At 70.2% G+C, this 22,551-nt stretch carries 25 protein-coding genes; 18 read left to right on the top strand and 7 right to left on the bottom strand.

From position 1 onward, the window contains the following. The first annotated feature begins 197 nt into the window (after window positions 1–197). Window positions 198–1,115: a 3-hydroxyacyl-CoA dehydrogenase NAD-binding domain-containing protein gene (locus WS95_RS12595; RefSeq protein WP_059824101.1), complete on the top strand. Its 918-nt coding sequence runs from the start codon at window positions 198–200 to the stop codon at window positions 1,113–1,115. 33 nt (window positions 1,116–1,148) lie between these two features. On the opposite strand, the gene WS95_RS12590 is transcribed toward WS95_RS12595, so the two are convergent. Both WS95_RS12590 and WS95_RS12585 read right to left on the bottom strand, forming a co-directional pair. Then, on the bottom strand, window positions 1,149–1,430 hold the full coding sequence (locus WS95_RS12590) for a DUF4148 domain-containing protein (RefSeq protein ID WP_059824099.1): 282 nt from the start codon (window positions 1,428–1,430) through the stop codon (window positions 1,149–1,151). Window positions 1,431–1,571: 141 nt separating this feature from the next. After that, window positions 1,572–2,420: a LysR substrate-binding domain-containing protein gene (locus WS95_RS12585; RefSeq protein ID WP_034206929.1), complete on the bottom strand. Its 849-nt coding sequence runs from the start codon at window positions 2,418–2,420 to the stop codon at window positions 1,572–1,574. A 326-nt stretch (window positions 2,421–2,746) separates the two neighbouring features. On the opposite strand from WS95_RS12585, the gene madL reads away from it, so the two are divergent. From madL to WS95_RS12530, 11 genes are all read left to right on the top strand, one after another. Next, the gene (madL, locus tag WS95_RS12580) at window positions 2,747–3,142 is read left to right on the top strand and encodes a malonate transporter subunit MadL (protein WP_034206930.1); all 396 of its coding nucleotides are present in this window, start codon (window positions 2,747–2,749) and stop codon (window positions 3,140–3,142) included. Window positions 3,143–3,153: 11 nt separating this feature from the next. After that, window positions 3,154–3,921, top strand: a complete 768-nt coding sequence (gene madM / locus WS95_RS12575; protein ID WP_027784056.1) for a malonate transporter subunit MadM — start codon at window positions 3,154–3,156, stop codon at window positions 3,919–3,921. Between the two features lie 150 nt (window positions 3,922–4,071). Next, the gene (mdcA, locus tag WS95_RS12570) at window positions 4,072–5,718 is read left to right on the top strand and encodes a malonate decarboxylase subunit alpha (RefSeq protein WP_034206931.1); all 1,647 of its coding nucleotides are present in this window, start codon (window positions 4,072–4,074) and stop codon (window positions 5,716–5,718) included. Between the two features lie 10 nt (window positions 5,719–5,728). After that, window positions 5,729–6,043 (top strand): malonate decarboxylase acyl carrier protein, encoded by a 315-nt coding sequence (mdcC, locus tag WS95_RS12565; RefSeq protein ID WP_006485317.1) that lies wholly within the window; start codon window positions 5,729–5,731, stop codon window positions 6,041–6,043. Next, on the top strand, window positions 6,040–6,963 hold the full coding sequence (locus WS95_RS12560) for a biotin-independent malonate decarboxylase subunit beta (protein WP_059824097.1): 924 nt from the start codon (window positions 6,040–6,042) through the stop codon (window positions 6,961–6,963). Before mdcC ends, WS95_RS12560 begins: the two co-directional genes overlap by 4 nt. 79 nt (window positions 6,964–7,042) lie before the next feature. Then, entirely contained in the window at window positions 7,043–7,750 is a 708-nt protein-coding gene (mdcE, locus tag WS95_RS12555; protein ID WP_059824095.1) for a biotin-independent malonate decarboxylase subunit gamma, read from the top strand. Beyond that, the gene (gene mdcG, locus WS95_RS12550; protein ID WP_034206934.1) at window positions 7,737–8,405 is read left to right on the top strand and encodes a malonate decarboxylase holo-[acyl-carrier-protein] synthase; all 669 of its coding nucleotides are present in this window, start codon (window positions 7,737–7,739) and stop codon (window positions 8,403–8,405) included. The genes mdcE and mdcG overlap by 14 nt, the downstream gene beginning before the upstream one ends. Continuing rightward, a complete protein-coding gene (gene mdcB / locus WS95_RS12545; protein ID WP_059824093.1) occupies window positions 8,402–9,268 on the top strand; it encodes a triphosphoribosyl-dephospho-CoA synthase MdcB in 867 nt (288 codons plus the stop codon). Before mdcG ends, mdcB begins: the two co-directional genes overlap by 4 nt. Further along, window positions 9,265–10,197, top strand: coding sequence for an acyltransferase domain-containing protein (locus WS95_RS12540; protein ID WP_059824091.1), 933 nt, complete (start codon window positions 9,265–9,267; stop codon window positions 10,195–10,197). Before mdcB ends, WS95_RS12540 begins: the two co-directional genes overlap by 4 nt. Window positions 10,198–10,313: 116 nt before the next feature. After that, window positions 10,314–10,835 carry a phospholipase D-like domain-containing protein gene (locus WS95_RS12535; protein WP_059782623.1) on the top strand — a complete coding sequence of 174 codons (522 nt, stop codon included), beginning with the start codon at window positions 10,314–10,316 and terminating at the stop codon, window positions 10,833–10,835. 123 nt (window positions 10,836–10,958) lie between these two features. After that, window positions 10,959–11,606 (top strand): phosphoribosyltransferase, encoded by a 648-nt coding sequence (locus tag WS95_RS12530; protein ID WP_059824595.1) that lies wholly within the window; start codon window positions 10,959–10,961, stop codon window positions 11,604–11,606. A 7-nt stretch (window positions 11,607–11,613) separates the two neighbouring features. Here WS95_RS12530 and WS95_RS12525 read toward each other — a convergent pair whose 3' ends face one another. Beyond that, window positions 11,614–12,831, bottom strand: coding sequence for a polyhydroxyalkanoate depolymerase (locus WS95_RS12525; RefSeq protein WP_059782625.1), 1,218 nt, complete (start codon window positions 12,829–12,831; stop codon window positions 11,614–11,616). A gap of 212 nt (window positions 12,832–13,043) precedes the next feature. Between WS95_RS12525 and WS95_RS12520 the strand changes: the two genes are divergently transcribed. Both WS95_RS12520 and WS95_RS12515 read left to right on the top strand, forming a co-directional pair. After that, window positions 13,044–13,673 carry a glutathione S-transferase family protein gene (locus WS95_RS12520; protein ID WP_059824089.1) on the top strand — a complete coding sequence of 210 codons (630 nt, stop codon included), beginning with the start codon at window positions 13,044–13,046 and terminating at the stop codon, window positions 13,671–13,673. Between the two features lie 175 nt (window positions 13,674–13,848). After that, window positions 13,849–14,046 carry a hypothetical protein gene (locus tag WS95_RS12515; RefSeq protein ID WP_034207872.1) on the top strand — a complete coding sequence of 66 codons (198 nt, stop codon included), beginning with the start codon at window positions 13,849–13,851 and terminating at the stop codon, window positions 14,044–14,046. Between the two features lie 110 nt (window positions 14,047–14,156). Here the strand turns inward: WS95_RS12515 and proP are convergent, their stop codons facing one another. After that, on the bottom strand, window positions 14,157–15,647 hold the full coding sequence (gene proP / locus WS95_RS12510) for a glycine betaine/L-proline transporter ProP (protein ID WP_059824087.1): 1,491 nt from the start codon (window positions 15,645–15,647) through the stop codon (window positions 14,157–14,159). Between the two features lie 536 nt (window positions 15,648–16,183). Here proP and WS95_RS12505 point away from each other — a divergent pair. Then, complete coding sequence (locus WS95_RS12505) at window positions 16,184–16,516, top strand: YnfA family protein (protein WP_059824085.1); 333 nt, start codon at window positions 16,184–16,186, stop codon at window positions 16,514–16,516. Window positions 16,517–16,550: 34 nt separating this feature from the next. Here the strand turns inward: WS95_RS12505 and dnaQ are convergent, their stop codons facing one another. The 3 genes from dnaQ to WS95_RS12490 are packed head-to-tail and all read right to left on the bottom strand — an operon-like array spanning window position 16,551 to window position 18,585. Beyond that, window positions 16,551–17,294, bottom strand: coding sequence for a DNA polymerase III subunit epsilon (gene dnaQ / locus WS95_RS12500; RefSeq protein WP_059824083.1), 744 nt, complete (start codon window positions 17,292–17,294; stop codon window positions 16,551–16,553). Between the two features lie 38 nt (window positions 17,295–17,332). Further along, window positions 17,333–17,776 (bottom strand): ribonuclease HI, encoded by a 444-nt coding sequence (gene rnhA / locus WS95_RS12495; RefSeq protein ID WP_034206943.1) that lies wholly within the window; start codon window positions 17,774–17,776, stop codon window positions 17,333–17,335. Beyond that, entirely contained in the window at window positions 17,773–18,585 is an 813-nt protein-coding gene (locus tag WS95_RS12490) for a class I SAM-dependent methyltransferase (protein WP_034206944.1), read from the bottom strand. The genes rnhA and WS95_RS12490 overlap by 4 nt, the downstream gene beginning before the upstream one ends. Before the next feature lie 18 nt (window positions 18,586–18,603). On the opposite strand from WS95_RS12490, the gene gloB reads away from it, so the two are divergent. From gloB to WS95_RS12475, 3 genes are all read left to right on the top strand, one after another. Then, window positions 18,604–19,410, top strand: coding sequence for a hydroxyacylglutathione hydrolase (gene gloB / locus WS95_RS12485; protein ID WP_034206945.1), 807 nt, complete (start codon window positions 18,604–18,606; stop codon window positions 19,408–19,410). A gap of 151 nt (window positions 19,411–19,561) precedes the next feature. Further along, window positions 19,562–21,151: a transglycosylase SLT domain-containing protein gene (locus tag WS95_RS12480; protein ID WP_034206946.1), complete on the top strand. Its 1,590-nt coding sequence runs from the start codon at window positions 19,562–19,564 to the stop codon at window positions 21,149–21,151. Between the two features lie 158 nt (window positions 21,152–21,309). Continuing rightward, window positions 21,310–22,527, top strand: a complete 1,218-nt coding sequence (locus WS95_RS12475; protein ID WP_080747752.1) for an MFS transporter — start codon at window positions 21,310–21,312, stop codon at window positions 22,525–22,527. Window positions 22,528–22,551: the final 24 nt, after the last annotated feature.

Genomic DNA, 22,551 nt, shown 5'->3' with positions numbered 1-22,551 from the left:
GCGGCGGGCGCGACGGGTGGCTCCACTGGATCGATACGGGGGCGGTGCGTTGCATGAGGCACTGCCCGACGACGCTTAATTAGTGGCCGCCGTCGCGCATTTCAAGAGGGATTGCGCAATCTGCGTCGATGCGAGCGCGCGGGATTCGATGCGACAATCGGCGCGGCATATCCGCAGACCAACCACACGGGACAACCATGGACATTCGACGTATCGCAATCGTCGGTGCCGGCGTGATCGGCGCGAGCTGGGCCGCTTTCTACCTGACGCAGGGCTTCGACGTCGTCGCGACCGACCCGGCCCCGCAGGCCGATGCGCGGCTGCGCGACGCGCTGGCCGCGTTTCTCGGCGAGCGGGCCGCGGAGCTTGCCGCGCGGCTGTCGTTCGACGCCGATCTCGTGCGTGCGCTGGACGGCGTCGACTTCGTGCAGGAGAGCGGCCCCGAGCGACTCGACCTGAAGCGCGCGCTCTATCGCCAGATGGACGGCGTGCTGCCCGCGCACGTGCCGATCGCGTCGAGCTCGTCGGGCCTGAAGATGTCCGAGATCCAGACCGCGTGCGCGAAGCATCCGGAACGCTGCCTGATCGCGCATCCGTTCAATCCGCCGCACCTGATTCCGCTCGTCGAGCTGGTCGGCGGCGATGCGACCGGCCAGGACGTGATCGGACGCGTGAAGCGTTTCTACGACGGGCTCGGCAAGCAGACGATCGTCCTGAACAAGGAGATGACCGGCCACGTCGCGAATCGGCTCGCGGCCGCGCTGTTTCGCGAGGTGTATCACCTCGTCGGCGAAGGCGTCGTGAGCGTCGCCGATGCGGACAAGGCCGTCGCGTGGGGCCCCGGCCTGCGCTGGGGGCTGATGGGCCAGTGCCTGACCTATCACCTCGGCGGCGGCGCGGGCGGGATCGCGCACTTCCTCGAGCACCTGTCGGGGCCGATCACGAGCTGGTGGGACGACCTCGGCACGCCTTCGTTCGATCCGGAAGTCGATCGCAAGCTGAACGACGCGCTGCGCGCGATCCAGGGCGAGCGCTCGATGCAGGAACTGGCGGCGGAGCGCGACCGGTTGCTCGTCGAACTGATCGACGCGCGGCGCCGCAGCTTCCTGCCCTGATCACGACCCGATCGCGCGCGGCGGCGGCGCCGGTCACTGCTGCGACGTTGCCTGGGGCGCGGGCGGCACATGGGCCAGCCACGCGGGGTTCGCGGCCTGCACGAGTTCGCGATTGCGCGCGCGGGTCGCGGCGTCCGGCGGGTAGTTGCCGTCGTTCGTCGGCAGTTCGCCGTCGAGATAGGCCTGCTTGAGCTGGTCGACGACTTCCGCGCGCGTGAGGCCCGGTGCGGGCGCCGACGCGTCGGTCTGGGCAAAGGCGGGGGACAGCAGCGCGGCTGCAGCGGTCGCGGCGGCGAATCGCAGGACGTTCTTCATGGCGGGCTCCGATCAAGGGGACGGGGTGCCGGAGACGCGCGGCGATGCGCGGCGCGCCTCCGATGGGTCCCATTGTCGCGAGCGGGTGCTGCGCGGACGATGACGCGTGCCGGGCAAAGCCGTCAGGTGCGCACGGCGCCGTTACAACTCGGCCGCCGCCGCGATCAGCGTGGCTTCCAGCGCGAGCGTCGAGCGCGACGCGGCCGCCGGGCGATCGATCACGTATTCGAGTTCGCCGAGTTCCGGCAGTCCCGCCTCGAGCCGCGCGAGCCCGGCCGGGATCACGTAGCCGGCGAACGCGCTGACGCCGAGCCCCGCGCTCGCGGCCGCCCGCAACACCGCGATGCTGCTGCTCACGACGGCGATCCGGTAAGGGCGCCCGACGGCTTCGAGCGATTCGAGCACGCGGCGGCGCGACACGCTCGGTTCCGGATGCATCGCGAGCGGCAGCACGGCTTCGTGGCCGGTGATGGGCGAATCGGGGCCGGTGCACCAGTACAGCGGTTCGCTGCGGATCACGCGTCCGCGCCGGCTGCCGGCGATGCGTTTCGCGAACACGAGATCGTGCCGGCCTTCGTCGAGCGCGTCGAACAGGTCGCCCGACAGCCCGGTCGAGATCGCGAGTTCGACGTCCGGGTTGCGCTGCACGAAGCTCGCGAGCGCGGCCGTCAGGTGCGCCGACGCGAAATCCTCCGACATCGCGAGCCGCACCTTGCCCGACAGCGGCGGCCCGCATACCGACGTGACGGCCTCGTCCATCAGTTCGAGGATGCGCACCGCGTAGCGGAACAGCGCGTCGCCGTGCTGCGACAGGTGCACGTTGCGCGTGTCGCGCTCGAACAGCGGCCGGTCGAGCAGCTCCTCGAGGCGGCGGATATGCTGGCTGACGGTCGACTGCGACAGGCTCACGCGCTCGGACGCAGCGGTGAAGCTGCCGGACTGGGCGACGGCGACGAAGCTGCGCAGCAGCTCGGGCGGTAACGGACGCATTGCTAAATCCACTGAATCGGTTTCGACAACTTCATAAATGGCCGGATTTTGCGGCGCTAGTATCGGATCACGCGCCAGTGTGGCCTCCGCGAAGGGGGCGCCGGACGCGTAGCCCGTGTCGCGCCGCCGGCAGCATCGGTCAGTCTAAGGCATCCGGCGTCCGGCCCGAACCCGCATCATCCCATCGACCCCGAGAACGCGCTCGCACGACGAGCCGCCGGGCCGCGGCGCCCCGCCGCAGGAGACGAACAGTCCGCCCGGGATCGGCGTGCGGGCCTGGCTCCCGCACGCGTCAGGCGCCCTCACGAAGAGACTGGAGACGACTCATGATCATCTACGGAACCGCGCTGCTGGCGTTCTGCCACCTGGCCGGACTGTTTCTCGGCGACCTGCTCGGCGCAGCCATCGGCGTGAAGACCAACGTCGGCGGCGTCGGCATCGCGATGCTGCTGCTGATCTGCCTGCGCCTGTGGCTGCATCGGCGCGGCTGGCTGCCGAAGGAGACCGAGGCCGGCGTCGGTTTCTGGGGCGCGATGTACATCCCGGTCGTCGTCGCGATGGCCGCGAACCAGAACGTCGTCGCCGCGCTCAAGGGCGGGCCGGTCGCGCTGCTGGCCGCCGTCGGCGCGGTCGCGGTCTGCGCATGCTGCATCGCGGTACTCGCGCGCATGGGGCGCGACGACACGGCCTTCGCGGGCGTGCCGCAATTCGAAGAACGGTAACGGAGGCCGCCATGCTGCAGATGCTCGAAAAAACCGTCGCCCACAACGGGCTCGTCGCTTCGTTCGCGCTGGTCGGCCTGATCATGTGGCTGTCTTCGATCGCGTCGCGCAAGCTCACGTTCGGCCGCGTGCACGGCTCGGCGATCGCGATCGTCATCGGTCTCGTGCTCGCGTACGTCGGCGGCGCATTCACCGGCGGCGAGAAGGGATTGGCCGACGTCAAGCTGTTCGCCGGCATCGGCCTGATGGGCGGCGCGATGCTGCGCGATTTCGCGATCGTCGCGACCGCGTTCGAGGTGCAGCCGACCGAGGCGCGCAAGGCCGGGCTCGTCGGCGTCGTGTCGCTGCTGCTCGGCACCGTGCTGCCGTTCATCGTCGGCGCGTGCATCGCGCGCGCGTTCGGCTATACCGATGCGGTCAGCATGACGACCATCGGCGCGGGCGCCGTCACCTACATCGTCGGGCCCGTCACGGGCGCGGCGATCGGCGCGAGCTCCGACGTGATCGCACTCAGCATCGCGACGGGGCTCGTCAAGGCGATCATCGTGATGGTCGGCACGCCGGTCGCGGCCAACTTCATGGGCCTGAAGACGCCGCGCTCCGCGATGATCTTCGGCGGGCTGGCCGGCACCGTCAGCGGCGTGAGCGCGGGGCTCGCCGCGACCGACCGCCGGCTCGTCCCGTACGGCGCGCTGGTCGCGACGTTCCATACCGGCGTCGGCTGCCTGCTCGGGCCGTCGCTGCTGTTCTTCACGACGCGCGCGCTGGTCGGCGCATAGCCGCCGAGTGCGATCCGGGCGGCCGGCGCGTGCCGGCCGCGGCGGGCCGCATCCATCGCGGCGTCCTCTGAGTCGCATTCGTCAACATCATCAATCGGCGGCGGCGCCAGGCTTAGAATGCCGCTGAACCATCGAAGCGGAGAACTGTTCATGACGGGATGGAATCACGCGCGGCAGGCGCGCGATGCACGCCTCGCGGCCGGCGCGGCCTACGCGCACGGCAAGCGGGTCGATGCGCGCGACACCGTCGCGTTGCTCGAGGCGGTGCTGCGGCCCGGCGACCGCGTCTGCCTCGAAGGCGACAACCAGAAGCAGGCCGACTTGCTCGCCACCGCGCTCGCCGACGTCGACAGCGCGAAGATCCACGACCTGCACATGGTGCAGTCGGGCGTCGTGCTGCCCGAGCATCTCGACGTGTTCGAGCGCGGGATCGCGAAGCGTCTCGACTTCGCGTATTCGGGCCCGCAGTCGCAGCGCATTGCGAAGCTGCTGTTCGGCGGCAAGATCGCGCTCGGCGCGGTGCATACCTACCTCGAACTGTTCGCCCGCTATTTCATCGACCTTACGCCGCAGGTCGCGCTGATCGCGGCCGTGAGCGCCGACGCCGACGGCAACCTGTACACCGGCCCGAACACCGAGGACACGCCGACCGTCGTCGAGGCCACCGCGTTCAAGGACGGCATCGTGATCGCGCAGGTCGACCGCATCGTCGACAAGGTGCCGCGCGTCGACATCCCGGGCGATCGCGTGCATTTCGTCGTCGAGGCCGGTCGGCCGTTCTACGTCGAGCCGCTGTTTACGCGCGATCCGGCGGCGATCACCGAAACGCAGATCCTGACCGCGATGCTCGCGATCAAGGGCATCTACGAACCGTACGGCATCCGCCGCCTGAATCACGGGATCGGCTTCAACACGGCCGCGATCGAGCTGCTGCTGCCGACCTACGGCGAGAAGCTCGGGCTGAAGGGCAAGGTCTGCACGCACTGGGCGCTCAATCCGCATCCGACGCTGATTCCCGCGATCGAATCGGGCTGGGTCGAGCAGATCCACTGCTTCGGCTCCGAAGTCGGGATGGACGACTACATCCGTGCGCGCTCCGACGTGTGGTTCACGGGCCCCGACGGATCGCTGCGCTCGAACCGCGCGTTCTGTCAGACGGCCGGCCTCTACGCGTGCGACATGTTCATCGGCTCGACGCTGCAGATCGACCTGGCGGGCCATTCGTCGACGGTCACGGCCGAGCGGATCGCCGGCTTCGGCGGCGCGCCGAACATGGGCAGCGACGCGCGCGGCCGCCGCCATCCGAGCGAGCCGTGGCTGAAGGCCGGCGCGCAAGCCGACCCCGACACGCCGGCGGCGCTGCGGCGCGGCCGCAAGCTGGTCGTGCAGATCGGCGAGACGTTCGGCGACAAGAACGTGCCGATGTTCGTCGAGAAGCTCGACGCGCTGAAGCTCGCCGACAAGCTGCAGCTCGATCTCGCGCCGATCATGGTGTATGGCGACGACGTCACGCACATCGTCACCGAGGAAGGAATCGCGAACCTGCTGATGTGCCGCGACAAGGACGAACGCGAGCACGCGATCCGCGGCGTCGCCGGCTATACGGACGTCGGCCGCGGCCGCGACCGGAAGCTGGTCGAACGGCTGCGCGAGCGCGGCGTGATCCGCCGCCCGGAAGATCTCGGCATCGATCCGCTCGACGCCGACCGCCGCTGGCTCGCCGCGCGTTCGATCAAGGATCTCGTGCACTGGTCGGGCGGGCTCTATGCGCCGCCGGCGCGGTTCCGCAACTGGTGAGGAAGAGGGCATGGAACAGTTGAACTATCGCTTCACCGCGCGCGAACGCGCGAAGGGCGAGCAGGCCGCGGCGCTCGTCGGCGTGGTCGCGTCCGGCAACCTCGAGGTGCTGGTCGAGCGCGTGCTGCCGGGCAACGAATGCGAGATCGACATCCGCACCGCGGCCGTCGGTTTCGGCGCGGTCTGGCAGGCGGTCGTGTCGGATTTCGTCGAGCGGCGCACGCCGGGCGGTCTGAAGCTGTCGATCAACGACGGCGGCGCGCGCCCCGACATGGTGTCGCTGCGGCTCGCGCAGGCCGTGCGCGCGATCGAGGGAGACGCATGATGAGCGACGCGATTCACGACGCGCCGGCGTTCGTCGCAAATGCGGCGAGCTGGTACGAAGCATCGGCGCGGCAGCGTATCGACGGGCTGCTCGACGCGGGCAGTTTCGACGAATTCCTGGGGCCGGCCGAGCGCGTGACGAGCCCGCATCTGCCGCTGTTCGATCTGCCGCAGCAGTTCGACGACGGGATGGTGGTCGGCCACGGCCGGCTCGACGGCCGGCCGGTATTCGTCGCCGCGCAGGAGGGCCGCTTCATGGGCGGCGCGTTCGGCGAAGTGCACGGCGCGAAGCTCACCGGCTTGCTGCGCGCCGCGCGCGAAGTCGGCAAGCCGGTGCTGATCCTGTTCGATACGGGTGGCGTGCGGCTGCAGGAAGCGAACGCGGGCGAGCTCGCGATCGCCGAGATCATGCGCGCGCTCGTCGAAGCGCGTGCGGCCGGCGTGCCGGTGATCGGGCTGATCGGCGGGCGCGCGGGCTGCTACGGCGGCGGCGGGTTGCTCGCCGCGTGCTGTTCCGCGCTCGCGGTGTCGGAGCAGGGGCGCATCAGCGTGTCGGGCCCCGAGGTGATCGAGACCAATCGCGGCGTCGAGGAATTCGACTCGAAGGATCGCGCGCTGATCTGGCGCACGATGGGCGGCAAGCACCGGCGGCTGATCGGCGGCGCCGATCGCTACGTGGCCGATACGCCGGCCGCGTTCCGCGCGGCCGCGCTCGCGCTGATCGACCGGGCGCCGGCGTTCGATGCGGCGATGCTGCGCGCGGAGCAGGCGCGCCTCGAAGCGCGGGTCGAGCGGTTCGGCGCTTGCCAGGATGCGCTCGACGTGTGGCGCATGCTCGGCGCGGATCGGCCGGAAGCGATTCCCGGCATGTCCGACGACGAATTCGCCAGGCTCGCCGACCAGTTACAGGAGCAGAAATGAAACGACCCCCACGCTCACTTCGTTCGCTGCGCCCCGAGGGGGCGCCTGCTTCCCTTGGGGCGGCCCGGCGGGAGGCAGCATGACGCTCGATGAAGTACTGAACGCGCTGTTTCCCGCGGGCCACGCGATTGCGCGCAACGGCGGCCTGCTGACGGGCCACGCGGAACTGGCCGGCGTGCGCGTCGACGTGATCGGCGTTGCCGAGCGCCTGCCGTTCGGCATCGATGAGGCGCTGACGCTCGCGTCGCACGTGCTCGAGACGGTCGCGCGCGGCGGCGACACGCCGATCCTCGTGCTGGTCGACAGCGACAGCCAGCGGATGAGCAAGCGCGACGAATTGCTCGGCCTGAACGAAGGGCTGTCGCATCTCGCGAAGTGCCTGATGCACGCGGATCTCGCCGGGCACCGGACGATCGGCGTGCTGTACGGCCACACGGCCGCCGGCGCATTCATCGCGACCGCGCTCGCGACGCGTACGCTGCTCGCGGTGCCGGGCGCCGAGCCCGAGGTGATGGATCTGCCGTCGATGTCGCGCGTGACCAAGCTGGCGATCGACGTGCTGAAGGAGATGGCGCGTTCGACACCGGTGTTCGCGCCGGGCCTCGACAATCTCGTGAAGATGGGCGCCGTCGACGCCGTGCTCGATCCGTCCCGCGCGCTCGACGCGCAGGTCGGCGAATGGCTCGGCAAGCCGGCCGAGCGCATCGACCGGCGCGCGGCGCGCGGCAGGCCGATCGCGACCGACGTCGCCGCCCGCGTCGAGGCACTCGCGCGTGCCGCACGCTGAGCTGCCGCTGCGCCGCCATACGCTCGTCACGCTGACGGCGGGCGGGTGGGGCGCGGCATTCGCCCGCGACCCCGCGCTCGCGGGCGACCCGCTCGTACGCGCATGGGCCGCACGCGGCTGGCCGCTGATCGTGCGTCGCGCGTCGCCGGATGAAGCCGATGCCGGCCGCGTGCCGCTCGGCCTGCCGCTGCCGCCTTCGGCAGGCAAGCGGCGCATCGCGCTGAACGTGTCCGCCGACGCGCTCGCGACGGTCGGTCCGCTGCCGACGTTGACGGACGTGCGCGCCGCCGCGCCCGCGGCATGGCACGCGCCGTTGCGCGCGCTCGATGCGCTCGGCGCGCGCTGCGGCGTGCAGGGCCGCGTGTTCGGTAGCCTCGCCTGGCAGGCGCTGACGGGCGAGGCTTACCTGAGCGCGTCATCCGATCTCGACATCGTATTTCCGCTGCCCGACCCCGCGTCGCTCGCGCCGTTGCTCGACGGTCTCGCGGCGATCGACGCGCGCGCGCCGATGCGCATCGACGGCGAGCTGCTGCGCGACGACGGCGCGGGCGTCAACTGGCGCGAACTGCACGCGCGGTTGCCTGAAGTCGCGGTGAAGACCGCGCGGGCCGTCGAGCTGATGCGCGCCGACGCATTCGCCGGAGGCACGCGATGAGCGCCCGCGGTGCCTGCCGCTTGGCGGGGCCGTCCGATGCCGAGCGCATCGCCGCGCTGGCCGAGCGCAGCCTCGTGCTCGAGATCGAGACCTATCCGAAGCCGGGCCTCGTCAGTCACGTCGACACCGGCAGTCACGCGGACATGGACGCGGCGACGTTCGCGCGCAGCGCGGCCGTGCTGCGACCGTACTTCGCGGAACTCGCCGACGCGGGCGCGCGCGACGCGGACATGGCCGTGCTGCGCAAGATCGGCCTGCGAGCCGAACACGCGATGCTCGCCGCGACCGGCGGCGTCAATACGCATCGCGGCGCGATCTTCGGGCTCGGGCTGCTGTGCGCGGCCGCCGGCCGGCGCGCGCGGCCGGGCGCGATGCCGGACGGCACCACGCTCGGTGCGTTCGTGGCCGGTCGCTGGGGCGTCGAGATCCTCGGCGGCCCGCGTTTGCCGGACAGCCACGGCGAGTGCGCCAGCCGTCGCTACGGTGTCGGCGGCGCGCGTCGCGAAGCCGCCGACGGTTTCCCGTCCGTGTACGCGGTCGGGCTGCCCGCGCTGCGCCGCGCACGGCGCGACCTGCCGGACGATCCGGAAGCCGCGCGGGTTGCCGCGTGCTTCGCGTTGATCGCCGTGCTCGACGACACGAATCTGCTGCATCGGGGCGGCCGGGACGGCCTCGATTTCGCCCGTGCGACCGCCCGCGCGTTCGTCGCGCGCGGCGGCGTGCGCACGCCCGACTGGCGGCTGCGCGCGGCGGCCGCGCATCGTGCGTTCGTCGCGCGCCGGCTGAGCCCGGGCGGCGCGGCCGACCTGCTCGCGATGAGCGTGTTCGTCGATGCGCTCGACGCCGAAGGGGACGCGCGATGACGCTGGCCATTCTGTGCTCGGGGCAGGGGGCGCAACGCGCCGACATGTTCGACCTGACCGGGTCGGCGCCGCAGGCCGACGCACTGTTCGCGCATGCGGGCCGGCTGCTCGGCGACGATCCGCGCGCGTGGGTCCGGCAGGCCGGACCCGACGCGCTGCGGGAAAACCGCGCCGCGCAGATTCTTTGCACGGTCCAGGCGCTCGCGGCGGCGGCGCTGCTCGACGCGGCGTGGCCGCGCCGGCGTTGCGTCGCGGGCTACAGCGTCGGCGAGGTCGGCTCGTGGAGCGTCGCGGGGATGATCGACCCGCACGATGCGCTCGAGCTGGCCGCCGCGCGGGCACGCGAAATGGATGCCGCGAGCGGCGGCGACGAGCGGATGGTGTTCGTGCGCGGCCTGACGCGCCCGCAACTCGCGCGGCTGTGCGACGGTCGCGACGCGGCCATCGCGATCGCGAATCCCGGCGATGCGTTCGTGGTCGCCGGGCGGCGCGCCGATGTCGATGCCGTGGCCGACGATGCGACCCGTGCCGGCGCGCTGCGCGTCGCGCCCGTCTGCGTGCGGATCGCGTCGCACACGCGCCGGCTCGCGGCGGCCGTACCCGCATTCCGCGCGACGCTGGCCACGACACCCGTGCGTCGGCCGTTGCCCGGCACGCGGCTGTTTTCGGGGATCGACGGCGCGTCGGTGCTCGAGGTCGACATGGGCCTCGACAAGCTCGCGCGGCAGATCGCCGAGCCGGTCGAGTGGGCGGCCTGTCTTGCCGCGTGCGTGGAGGCCGGCGCAACCGCGTTTCTCGAACTCGGCCCCGGCCGCGCGCTGGCCGAGATGGCCGCCGGCGCGTATCCCGCGTTGCCGGCGCGCAGCCTCGCGGATTTCCGTTCCGTCGAAGGCGTGACGAACTGGCTCGCGCGCGTCGCGGCCGGCTGATCGGCACGGCGAAACCCGGCTGAAACCCGGCCGCCGGGCACCTGTTTCGCACCGTGTGTTGCGCCGGCGCAGCAGCGTCGCCGCCGCCCCTTGCCACGCGAAATGGCGTCGCTACAATGGCGCCCGCCATGAGACCAGCCGCCTTCATTCTCGCCGCGTTCTGCTGCGCGACGAGCGTCCACGCCAGCCATATTCCGTCCGACGCCGCATCGGTCGGCACGTACTTTTCGTATGACAACGCGGCGGCCGACGCGACCGTCGACCTGATCGAACAGGCGCAGCGCCGCGTGCTGCTGGCCGGCTATACGCAGGTGCCGCCGGCTGTCGCGAGCGCGCTGCGCTCGGCCCGCGCGCGCGGGATCGAAGTGCGCGTCGTGCTGGTGCGCCCGCCGCGTGCGGGCAGGTACAGCGGCGCCGGCTATCTGAAATCCGCGGGCATCGACGTCGCGATCGACTCCCGGGGCGGCGGCCCCGCGTCGCGCTTCGTGATCGTCGACGACAGCGTCGCGCTGACGACGCTGTCCGACGGCGCGGCCGAGCACGCGGACACGGTGAACGTGTTCCGGCGCGCACCCGAACTCGCGCAGTCCTACGCCCAGTCGTTCTGGCGGCTGTACCGGCAGGCCGGCGGTCTCTGACCCTTCGTTGCGGCGCGTCGCGCCGGTGTGACCCTGCTTGCATCGGCGCGAGCGATGCACCATCCTCGTTGACAGGCGCCGGCGCGGGTGGCGCGCACGCGGCGCAACGGCAGGGAGTCGATCGTGACCGAAAGCGGTTTTGCCGATCGCGCCGACGCGGGCCGCCAACTGGCCGACGCGTTGCGCGAATACGCAGGGCGAAGCGATGTGGTCGTGCTCGCGTTGCCGCGCGGCGGCGTGCCCGTCGCGTATCCGGTCGCGTGCGCGCTGCGCGCGCCCCTCGACGTGCTGGTCGTGCGCAAGCTCGGCGTGCCGTTCGACCCCGAACTCGCGATGGGCGCGATCGCGACGGGCGGCGCGATGCATCTGCAACGCTCGGTGATCCGTGCGATGGACGTCTCCGATGCGCAACTCTCCGACGTGATCGCGCGCGAGACGGCCGAACTGCAACGCCGCGAGGCGCTGTACCGCGGCGCGGTGCCGCCGCAGGCGGTGGACGGACGCATCGCGATCGTCGTCGACGACGGCGTCGCGACCGGCGCGTCGATGCGCGTCGCGCTGCAGGCGCTGCGCGAGCGCCACCCGGCGCGCATCGTCGCGGCGGTGCCGGTCGCGCCGGCGGGTGCGGCGCACGCGTTCGACGGCCTGGCCGACGCGTTCGTCACGGTGTCGCAGCCGCTGCGGTTCTTCGGGATCAGCCAGTTCTACGCGCGCTTCGAGCAGACGAGCGACGACGAGGTGCGCGCGCTGCTCGACGCGGCGCGCCCCTGACGCGGCGTCACGTCCGACGGCTCCGGCGCGGGCGCGCTCGGCCGGCTTCCGCCAGCGCGAACACGCGCTGCAGCGCCGGATGGACGTTGCCGTGCCAGCGTGGCCCCGTAAACAGCCCGTAGTGATCGCAATCGTCGATGTCGACGCGATGGCGCTCGTCGGCCGACAGGCCGCTGCACAGGGCGAGCGCCGCATGCGTCTGCCCAGCGCCCGTGACCGCGTCGCGGGCGCCTTCGACGGTCAGCAGCGCGACGTCGCGCAGCGCGGCGGGGTCGACGCGCCGGCCACGCACGCGCCACGCGCCGGTCGCGAGCAGCATGCGCTGGAACACGACGTCGACCGTGTCGAGAAAATAGTCGGCCGGCATGTCGAGCAGCGCCGTGTATTCGCGCAGCGCCCGCCGGGCGTCGGCAAGCCCGCTCATGTCGAAACGCGACGCCGCCAGCGCGTAGGTTTCGATCAGCGTCAGGAAGCGTTGCGGATACAGGAGCGCGATCTCGCCCTGCTGCAGATAGGTCGGGAACACGGCGCGGCCGTGCCCCGCGAAGCCGGGCGGCACGATGTCGATCAGGTGGCGCCGGCACCAGTCGAGCGAATGGGCGGCGGCCGCGGCGCCGAGCGCACTGGGGTTCAGCCGCGCGTCGAGCGGGCCGCCGATCAGCGTGATGCTCGCGGGCGGCGCGAGGCCGCGTGCGGCGCGCAGCGCGAGTGCGCCGAGCGCCGGTACGGTCGCCTGGCACACGGCGACGACGTGCAGCGGCCGATCGTCGCGCTGGAGGGTGGCGACGAAGTCGTCGAGCATCGCGACGTACTCGTCGAGCCCGAAACGGCCTGCCGCGAGCGGCACGTCGCGCGCATTGCGCCAGTCGGTCACGCAGACGTCGCCATCGGCGAGCAGCGTTTCGGCGGTTTCCCGCATCATCACGGCCGCGTGCCCGACGAGCGGCGCGCACAGCAACACCGTGCGGCGCGCATCGGCGTGCGCGAAGCGCCGCAAGTCGCAAAACGGCGTGTGCGCGACGACCTGCTCGCCGACGTCCGGCCACGCGAGGTCGAAGCCCGGCGGCGCGGCCTGCGGCCCGAGCAGCGGTTCGAACAGGTCGTCGTAGCACGACGACGCGGCATGCGGCAGCGACGCCGCGGGCCACGCATCGAACGCGTATCGCGTCGCCGCGCGCCATGCGCGCATCCATTCCCGCTGCTGCTCGACGACGGCGTACCACATGGCGGACCCTGGGGCGGAAGGAGCGTGAACCTGCATTATGGTCACTGTGGACGGGCAGTGCGAGCTCGTTGCGGCCGGCTAACGCGGCGTGTCGAGCGCACGGGCACGCAATGGCCGGCGCAAGCCCGCTATTGGCCTGAACGGGCCCTATGCGCTGCCGCGCGACGCTGCTACAGTCGTCGCTTCCATTTCCTCGAAGCGGAGCGTTTGCGATGAAGCTGATCGGCATGCTGGATTCCCCGTTCGTGCGCCGCGTCGCCATCTCGGCGAAGCTGCTCGACCTCCCGTTCGAACACGAGTCGCTCTCGGTGTTTCGTCATGTCGAGCAGTTCAGGACGATCAACCCGGTCGTCAAGGCGCCGACGCTCGTGACCGACGGCGGCGCGACGCTGATCGATTCGTCGCTGATCGTCGACTATCTCGACCACCTGGCCGCGCCGGAGCGGCGCCTGCTGCCCGACGCCGTCGATGCCCGGCTGCGCGCGCTGGTGCCGATCGGGTTCGCGCTGGCCGCCGCCGAGAAGACCGTGCAGGTCGTCTACGAGCAGGCGCTGCGGCCGTCGGACAAGCAGCACGAACCGTGGGTCGAGCGCGTGCTGAGCCAGCTCGAAGCCGCATACGGCGCACTGGAGCCGCTGGTCGCGGCCACCAACGGCTGGTTCGGCGGTGCGCGGCTGCTGCAGTCCGACGTGACGGTCGCGGTGGCGTGGCGCTTCACGCAATTCGTGGCCGCAGATTACCCGGTGCTTGCGCGGATCGATCCGGCCCGTTATCCGGCGCTCGCCGCGCATTCCGCGCGGGCGGAAGCGCTGCCGGCCTTCGTCGAAACGCCGCTCGCCTAGAGCTCGCGCGCCGGGCCGTCGCACATCGACGTTGGACGCCGCCGGCTCGTGTCCGGCCAGTCGCTGCCGATTGTTCTCGACGGCTGACAAGTGACTTCGCATTCGCGCTGTTTATCCGGAGGCGACCGATCCCTAGAATCCACTCCATCGAATTACGCGTTGCCAGATGGAGCCGATGATGAAAGCCCTGATCGAATCGAGTCTGTACCACCCGTCCGTCGTGTTGCCGCTTGCCGCGCTGGCGCAGCTGATGGTCGAGCGCGACTTCAATCTCGGCCAGGTCGGGCTGATCGTGGCGGCGCGCGGCGCGCAGGCGGCCGTGTCGCGCTCGCGCGCGCTGATCTTCTGCCGTCACTGCGAAGCGCACGCATGAGCACGTTCGCGGCGCGCGGATGAAAAAAAGCCCGGCCGGCGCAAGCCGGTCGGGCGGATCGGGTTCGATCGGGCCCCGGCTTCGGCCGGGGCTTTTTCATTGAGCGACGCTCATGCGCGTGCGGGAGTCGCGACGCCGTAGATGTCCGACTCGTCGTTCTCCTCGCGCAACTGGCGCGCGAGCTGATGCGCTTCGCGGCGCGTCGCGACGGCCGGCGGCGAGCCCTTCAGCGGCTGGCGCGCGGTTTCGGCGAGCGCGACGACCGACACGATGCCTACCAGCGCGGCGCCCATCAGGTAGTACGCGGGCATCATCAGGTTGTGCGTCACGTCGACGAGCCACGCGGTGACGAGCGGCGTCGTGCCGCCGAACAGCGACACCGACACGTTGAAGCCGATCGCGAGCGCGCCGTAACGGATCTCGGTCGGGAACAGCGCGGGCAGCGCCGACGGCATCACGCCGGTGAAGCACGACAGCAGCACGCCGAGGATCAGCAGGCCGCCGAACACCGACGCCGTGGTGCCCGCATGGATCAGCATCAGCGACGGGATCGACAGCACCAGCAGGCCGACGCAGCCGGCGAGCATCACCGGCTTGCGGCCGACCTTGTCCGACAGGCGGCCGGCGTACAGCGTCATCGGCATCATCAGCACCATCACGATCAGCACCAGCACGAGGCTGTGCGATTCGTCGAAATGCAGCGTCGACGACATGAAGCTCGGCAGGTACGACAGCACCATGTAATCGGTCACGTTGAAGATCAGCACGAGGCCGACGCACAGCAGCAGCGCACGCCAGTTGCGCAGCAGCGTCTCGCGAAAGCGCGCTTTCGGCACGGCCTTGTCCTGCGCTTCGCGCTGTTCGGCCTGGCGCTTGAACGCGGGCGTTTCCTCGAGCTTCATCCGGATGTAGAGACCGATCAGGCCGAGCGGGCCGGCGATCAGGAACGGCACGCGCCAGCCCCACGACAGCAGCGCGTCCTGCGACAGCGACGCGGTGAGCAGCGCGACGACGCCCGCGCCCAGCACATAGCCGATCAGCGTGCCGAATTCGAGGAAGCTGCCCATGAAGCCGCGGCGCTTGTCGGTCGAGAACTCGGCGATGAAGGTGGCGGCGCCGCCGTATTCGCCGCCGGTGGAGAAGCCCTGCACGAGGCGGGCGACGAGCAGCAGCACGGGCGCCATGATCCCGATGGACGCGTAGCTGGGGATCAGGCCGATCGCGAAGGTGCCGACGGCCATCATGATCATCGTGGCGGCGAGCACGCGCTGGCGGCCGATGCGGTCGCCGAGCGGGCCGAACACCATGCCGCCGAGCGGACGCACGAGGAACGCGGCCGCGAACGTGCCGAAGGTGGCGAGCAACTGCGCGGACGGGCTGCTGGACGGGAAGAACACCTTGCCGAGCGTGACGGCGATATAGCTGTAGACGCCGAAGTCGAACCATTCCATCGCATTGCCGATGGCCATCGCGCTGACGGCGCGCTTGAGCAGGCTCTGGTCGACGACGGTGATGTCGTCCACGGCGAGCGGGGCTTCGGCGGACGACGAAGCGGGGGAAGAGACAGCGGTCGGGCTGACGTGTGTTGCGGTCAAGGTCATGCACTCCTTTGACAGCGCCGGAACGGGCAGGCCGTCCGACACGGTTTGCCGGCGAGCGCGGGGTCGTGTGCTGCGCGTCGGGGCAGACCATCGAGCACTGACTGCGCAAGGCAGCAAAGGGCCGAGGGGCTGCTTCGACGCGGGCCCGATGGGCCGTCGCGACAGTGCGCTCATGAAGAATGGGCCGCGTGATGCAGGCGGCAGATGCCGGTGCGGACGAGGGTCCGGCGTTCCGGCAACGCCCCGGAGGGGCAACGAAACGAGAAAAGCGGGCCTGTCGGGCGGGCTTTCCTGTGGATGCAATTTCGATCGAGGCACCGGCCCGCATTGTGCGGACGGACTTCTCTCAAAATCGAAAAGACAGAGATTGAATGTTGAAACAGGCGACATGATAGCACGATGACGGACGATCGTGCAAATTGACCGGAGTCGCCCGTCTGGCGGGGGGCGCCGGCGCGGCCCGCTCGGGTATGATCGGCGGCGCGCGGCGCCGTCGCGCCGCCCGTCGCGACCGGGCTGAATTCGCGAGGAACCGGATGACCGAACTGATGAGGATCGCGGCGCTGTTCGCCGCTACCGCGCTGGCCGAAATCGTCGGCTGCTATCTGCCGTGGCTCGTGCTGAAGGCCGGGCGCCCGGCCTGGCTGCTGGTGCCGGCCGCCCTGTCGCTCGCGCTGTTCGCGTGGCTGCTGACGCTGCACCCGAGCGCGGCGGGGCGCACTTACGCCGCGTACGGCGGCGTGTACATCGCGGTGGCGCTGATCTGGCTGCGGGTGGTCGACGGCGTCGCGCTGACCCGCTGGGACGTGGCCGGCGCGGCGCTCGCGCTCGGCGGGATGGCGGTGATCGCGCTGCAGCCGCGCGCGTAGGCGCGGCCGCACGCGCGGCGGGGCGGGTGCCGCGTCAGGCGGCTTGCGCGGCGTCCGCTGCTTCCGCGTCGGTGGATTGGCGCCACACGCAGGCGCCCTTGACCGACTTGTCGAGTTCGTCGAGCTGCGTCTGGTGCGCGGCCAACTCGTCGTCGCTTGCCGCGATGACCGGCAGATCGAGCGCCGCAAGCGAAACGCGCTGGCCGTTCGCCGCACCGCCGTCGGCGCCCGTGTCGTCGAGCATGTCGATCACGAGGCTGTCCTGGCCGCGCGTCATCGCGAGATACACCTCGGCGAGCAGCTCCGAGTCGAGCAGTGCGCCGTGCAGCGTGCGGTGCGCGTTGCTGATGCCGAAGCGGTCGCACAGCGCGTCGAGCGAGTTGCGCTTGCCGGGGAACATCTGCTTGGCCTGCACCAGCGTGTCGATCACGCCGCCGCAATGCTCGGTGAACGGCGGCAGGCCGAGCCGCGCGAATTCGGCGTCGAGGAAGCCGAGGTCGAACGGCGCGTTGTGGATGATCAGCTCGGCGCCCTTCACGAAGTCGCGGATCTGGTCGACGACTTCCGCGAACTTCGGCTTGTCGCTGAGGAACTCGGTCGTGAGGCCGTGCACGGCCAGTGCGCCCGGATCGCTGTCGCGCTCGGGGTTCACGTAGATGTGCAGGTTGTTGCCGGTGAGCCGGCGGTTCAGCAGCTCGACGCAGCCGATTTCGATCAGGCGGTCGCCGGTGCGGGCGTTCAGGCCGGTGGTTTCGGTATCGAGAATGATCTGGCGCATGTCGGATAAATCGGGAAAGAGAGGAGGGCGGCCCGGATTCAGGCCGCGAGCGATTCGACGCCGCGATTCGCGAGCGCGTCGGCGCGTTCGTTTTCGGGGTGGCCGGCGTGGCCCTTCACCCAGCGCCATTCGACGTCGTGCTGCACGACGAGCGCGTCGAGCCGCTTCCACAGGTCGGCGTTCTTCACGGGCGTCTTCGCCGCGGTGACCCAGCCTTTCTTCTTCCACCCGTGGATCCACTCGCTGATGCCTTTCTGCACGTATTGCGAGTCGGTATGCACGATCACCCGGCACGGCCGCTTGAGCGCCTCGAGCGCGGCGATCACGCCCATCAGCTCCATGCGGTTGTTGGTCGTGTTCGGCTCGCCGCCGAACAGTTCCTTTTCTTGGGTGCCGTAGCGCAGCAGCGCACCCCAGCCGCCGGGGCCGGGGTTGCCCTTGCAGGCGCCGTCGGTATAGATGTCGATGGTGTCGGTTGTCATGAACGTTCTTGATGGGTGGTCGGGGAGGCCGCCGGCGTCAGGCCCGGTGCGAGCACGGGCTTCTTCATCCTGATCGGGCCGACGAGACGCATGCCGCGCACGCGCTTGACGGCCGTCACCATGTAGACGGCGCCGAAGATCGGCCACCAGCGGTCGCCGGCGGCCTCCATGAAGCCGTAGCGGGCCAGCCACTGATCGGTGGCGAGCGGCGGCCGGTAGCAGCCGAAGCGGCCGCGTTCGAGGTCGAAGCCGAGCAGCTTGATCCAGTCCTTGAGCCGGATGAACGCGATCTGGTCGCGCGTGGCCGGCACGAACGGGCGGTTCGCCATGCGCCCGAACGACTGCCGCATGCCCCACAGGCTGAGCGAGTTGAAGCCGGTGATCACGAGCTGGCCTTCCGGCATCAGCACGCGCTCGGCCTCGCGCAGCAGGCGGTGCGGATCGGACGTGAATTCGAGCGTGTGCGGCATCACGATCAGGTCGACGCTCTGCGACTCGAACGGCAGGTCGAGCAGGTCGCACCAGGTCGTGCTGCGATCGGCCGGCGCATGGGCCGCCGCGTGCGTTTCGCGCGCCCGCGGATACTGATACGGCGCGCTCGCGCCGCTCGCCGGATCGAGCACCAGGCCGCGATACGGCATGCGGTTCTCGCGCAGCGCGTCGAGCTGCGGCAAGCCGAGCTGCAGCGCGTGGAAGCCGAAGACGTCGGACACGATCCGGTCGAGCTGCGCCTGCTCCCAGCCCAGCACGTAGCGGCCGGGCGGCGAGTCGGTCCAGGCGGGCCAGTCTATAATTTGACGGTCAGACATAACGATGATTGCGCGCCCATGAACGAGCTGGAATACGTGCCGGTTCCGGCATTCGAAGACAACTATATCTGGCTCGTCTCGGACGGCTGCGATGCGATCGCCGTCGACCCGGGTGAAGCCGCGCCCGTACGCCGGGTTCTTGCCGAACGAGGCTGGCGGTTGACCGCTATTTTACTCACGCACCACCACGCCGACCACGTCGGCGGTGTCGAGGCGCTGCGCAATAGCCAACCGGCCGATGCTCCGCTCGCCGTTTACGGCCCCGCGGCCGAAGCGATCGACGTGGTCACGCGGCCGCTTTCGGGCGGCGATCGCGTGACGCTCGACGCACCGGCCGTCGCATTCGACGTGCTCGACGTGCCGGGTCATACGCGCGGCCATATCGCGTATTTCCAGCGGGTCGGGCAGGGCAACGCGGTGCCGCACGTGTTCTGCGGCGACACGCTGTTCTCGTGCGGCTGCGGCCGCCTGTTCGAAGGCACGCCCGCGCAGATGCTCGCGTCGCTCGACGCGCTCGCGGCGCTGCCGGGCGACACCCGTGTGCATTGTGCACACGAATACACGCTGTCGAACATCCGCTTCGCGCTCGCGTGCGAGCCCGGCAATGCGGCGCTCGCGGCGTGGCGCGACGATGCGCAGGCGCTGCGCGCGCGCGGCGTGCCGACGCTGCCCACTACGATCGCGCACGAGCGTGCCGTTAACCCGTTCATGCGGGCGGACAGCGCGGCGATCCATGCGACGCTCGAGGCCGAGCTGCACGAAACGGTGACGGATCGTCTGGCGGCGTTCACGCTGATGCGCGAATGGAAAAACCGGTTTCGATGACGTTTTCCGGAGGACTCCAAAGCTCAAGCGGTGTCTGTAAAAATTGCTCCAAATGTAGGATTTCGCTGAGTTTTCGGTGTTTTTATTGACGTGAAGCACGCACTTCCGTAGTATCGCCTGCAATTTCCAGCCGTCGGAAGCCGAGATTTTCATGCGACTTATATTGAGTGCGATGGTGGTGCTACTCCTCGCCGCGTGTGCGAGCCAGCCCCCTGTCGCCAACAACGCCGCCGATTCGCAGGCGACGTCCAACTACCTCCGTAAATCAGCCACCGCCAAAGAAACTGTCGACGTCGACAAGCAATCCGTCGGCGACCTGACCAGTGCAGACTCCGATCTCTGGGCGCGCATCCGTCGCGGCTTCCAGATGCCCGACCTGCAGAGCGATCTCGTCGACATGCAGACGACCTGGTACACGCAGCGGCCCGATTACGTGCAGCGCATGACCGAGCGCTCGCAGAAGTACCTGTATCACATCGTCGAAGAGCTCGAGGCGCGTCACATGCCGACCGAGCTCGCGCTGCTGCCGTTCATCGAGTCCGCGTACAACCCGCAGGCGCTGTCGGTCGCGAAGGCGGCCGGCATGTGGCAGTTCATGCCCGGCACCGGCCGCACGTACAACCTGAAGCGCAACATGTGGCAGGACGAGCGTCGTGACGTGCTTGCATCGACGAGCGCCGCGCTCGACTACCTGTCCCGCCTGCACGACATGTTCGGCGACTGGTATCTGGCGCTGGCCGCGTACAACTGGGGCGAGGGCAACGTGCAGCGCGCGATCGCGCGCAACCAGGCGGCCGGCCTGCCGACCGACTACCAGAGCCTGCGGATGCCGAACGAGACGCGCAACTACGTGCCGAAGCTGCAGGCGGTGAAGAACATCATCGCGAGCCCGCAGCAGTACGGCCTGACGCTGCCCGATATCCCGAACCACCCGTATTTCGTGACGGTCACGACGTCGCGCGACATCGACGTGGCGGTGGCCGCGAAGCTCGCGAACCTGCCGCTCGACGAGTTCCGCTCGCTGAACCCGTCGTTCTCGAAGCCGGTGATCCTCGGCGCGACCGAGCCGCAGATCCTGCTGCCGTTCGACAACGCGTCCGCGTTCGAGAAGAGCCTGAAAGCCTACAGCGGCCAGCTGTCGTCGTGGACCACCTACACGGTCAGCGAGCGTGCGCGCCCGGCCGCGATCGCCGAGAAGATCGGCGTCGACGCCGATACGCTGATGTCGGTCAACAAGATTCCGGCCGGCATGCGCCTGAAGCCGGGCTCGACGATCGTCGTGCCGCGCGGCGACGACGACGACGAGGACATCAGCGCCGACGTCGCCGAAAACGGCGTGCTCGCGATGGAGCCGGACGTTCCCGATACGCGCAAGATGCTGATCCGCGTGCGCCGCAAGCAGTCGATGGCGGCGATCGCCGGCCGCTACGGCGTGTCGGTCGGTCAGTTGAAGGCGTGGAACCGTACGCACCGCGATCTCGCGATGCCGGGCCAGGCGCTCGTGCTGCACGTGCCGGTCGGCCGCGCGGTGCCGGCGGAACCCGGCCCGGAACGGATCGCGACGTCGACGGGCGGTGCGCACATCGAGCGCGCGAGCCTGGCGGTGGGCGGCAAGTCGCACGGCGGCAAGCGCGGCGCCGCCAAGTCGTCGGCGAAGCCGGCGAAGGCCGCGCCCGCGAAAGCCGCCCCCGCGAAAGCCGCGCCGGCCAAGACCGCCGCGCACAAGGGCAAGAAGAAGTAAGCGCGGGGGTGCGCACGGCGTGGCGGCCGGTAACGCCCGCACGATTGCGCTATCATCCGACGAATTCGACGAAACGCCGTCACCGAGGTGACGGCGTTTTCGTTTGCGCGCGGCGCGGCGGCGCTGCGTCGCGCGTCTTCATATGACAAGGGGAAGCGATGTCGTCGGTGCAGGTGAGGGTGCTCGCGCTGTTTTCGGTCGGGTATTTCGTGTCGTATGTGTTTCGCGGCGTCAATCTGGGCTTCGCGCCGTTCGTCACGCACGAGCTCGGGCTGTCGGCCGCCGATCTCGGCCTGCTCACCAGCCTCTATTTCCTCGGCTTCGCCGGCGCGCAGATTCCGGCCGGCGTGATGCTCGACCACTTCGGCCCGCGCCGCGTGACGGCCGGCATGCTGCTGTTCGCGGCGGCCGGCGCGGCCGTGTTCGGCGCGGCGCACGGCATCGGCGCGATGATGGTCGGCCGCCTGCTGATCGGCGTCGGCGTATCGGTGTGTCTCGGCGCGGCGTTCAAGGCGCTCGCGCAGCATTTTCCGGTCGGCCGGCTGCCGCTCGTCAACGGCCTCGTGATGGCCGTGGGCGGTCTCGGCGGCGTGATGGTCGGCTCGCCGCTGACCTGGCTGCTCGGCTGGACGAGCTGGCGCGCGATCTGTTTCGGCCTCGCGGCGCTGACGGTGGTCGTGGCGGCGTCGATCGGCTTCGGGGCGCCCGACGCGCAGCGGGCACGCCATCAGGGCGGGCTCGTCAGCCAGTTCAAGGGCACGTGGCACATCCTGAGTAGCCGCGCGTTCTGGAAGATCGCGTCGTTTTCCGTCGTCACGCAGGGCGTGTTCTATGCGATGCAGTCGCTGTGGGTCGGCCCGTATCTGCGCGATGTCGGCGGGTTCGATGCGCCGCATGCCGCGCGCCTCGTGTCGGTGCTCGGCTTCGCGATGATGGCCGGCTGCGTCGGCTTCGGCGCGGCGGCGCGCGTGCTCGAACGGCGCGGCGTGTCGGTCTACGCCACTTGCGGTATCGGCATGGCGCTGTTCGTCGCGACGCAGTTCGCGATCGTCGCGCGCGTGCCGTTGCCGCCGGCCGGGCTGTGGGCCGCCTATGGCATGTTCGGCGGCGTGGGCATCCTGACCTACGCGGTGATGGCCGGCCATTTTCCCGCCCATCTGATCGGCCGCGCGAACACGACGCTCACGCTCGTGATCTTCCTGCTGATCTTCGCGTTCCAGATCGGCGTCGGCGCCGTGCTGTCGCACTGGCCGGCGGTCGACGGCCGTTATCCGGCGGCCGCGCACTTCACCGCCTGGGGCGTGCTGCTCGCGCTGCAGCTCGCGAGTGCGGTCTGGTACGCGTGGCCCGCGCGCGGCACTGGCCAAGCGCACTGATCCGGCGGTACGCTGGCGGCTAGG

This window comes from Burkholderia sp. MSMB1826, assembly GCF_001526325.1.
In the GTDB taxonomy this organism is placed as follows: Bacteria; Pseudomonadota; Gammaproteobacteria; order Burkholderiales; family Burkholderiaceae; genus Burkholderia.
The sequence above is the reverse complement of the archived record's forward strand: the minus strand, read 5'-3'. Positions and strand labels throughout refer to the sequence as shown.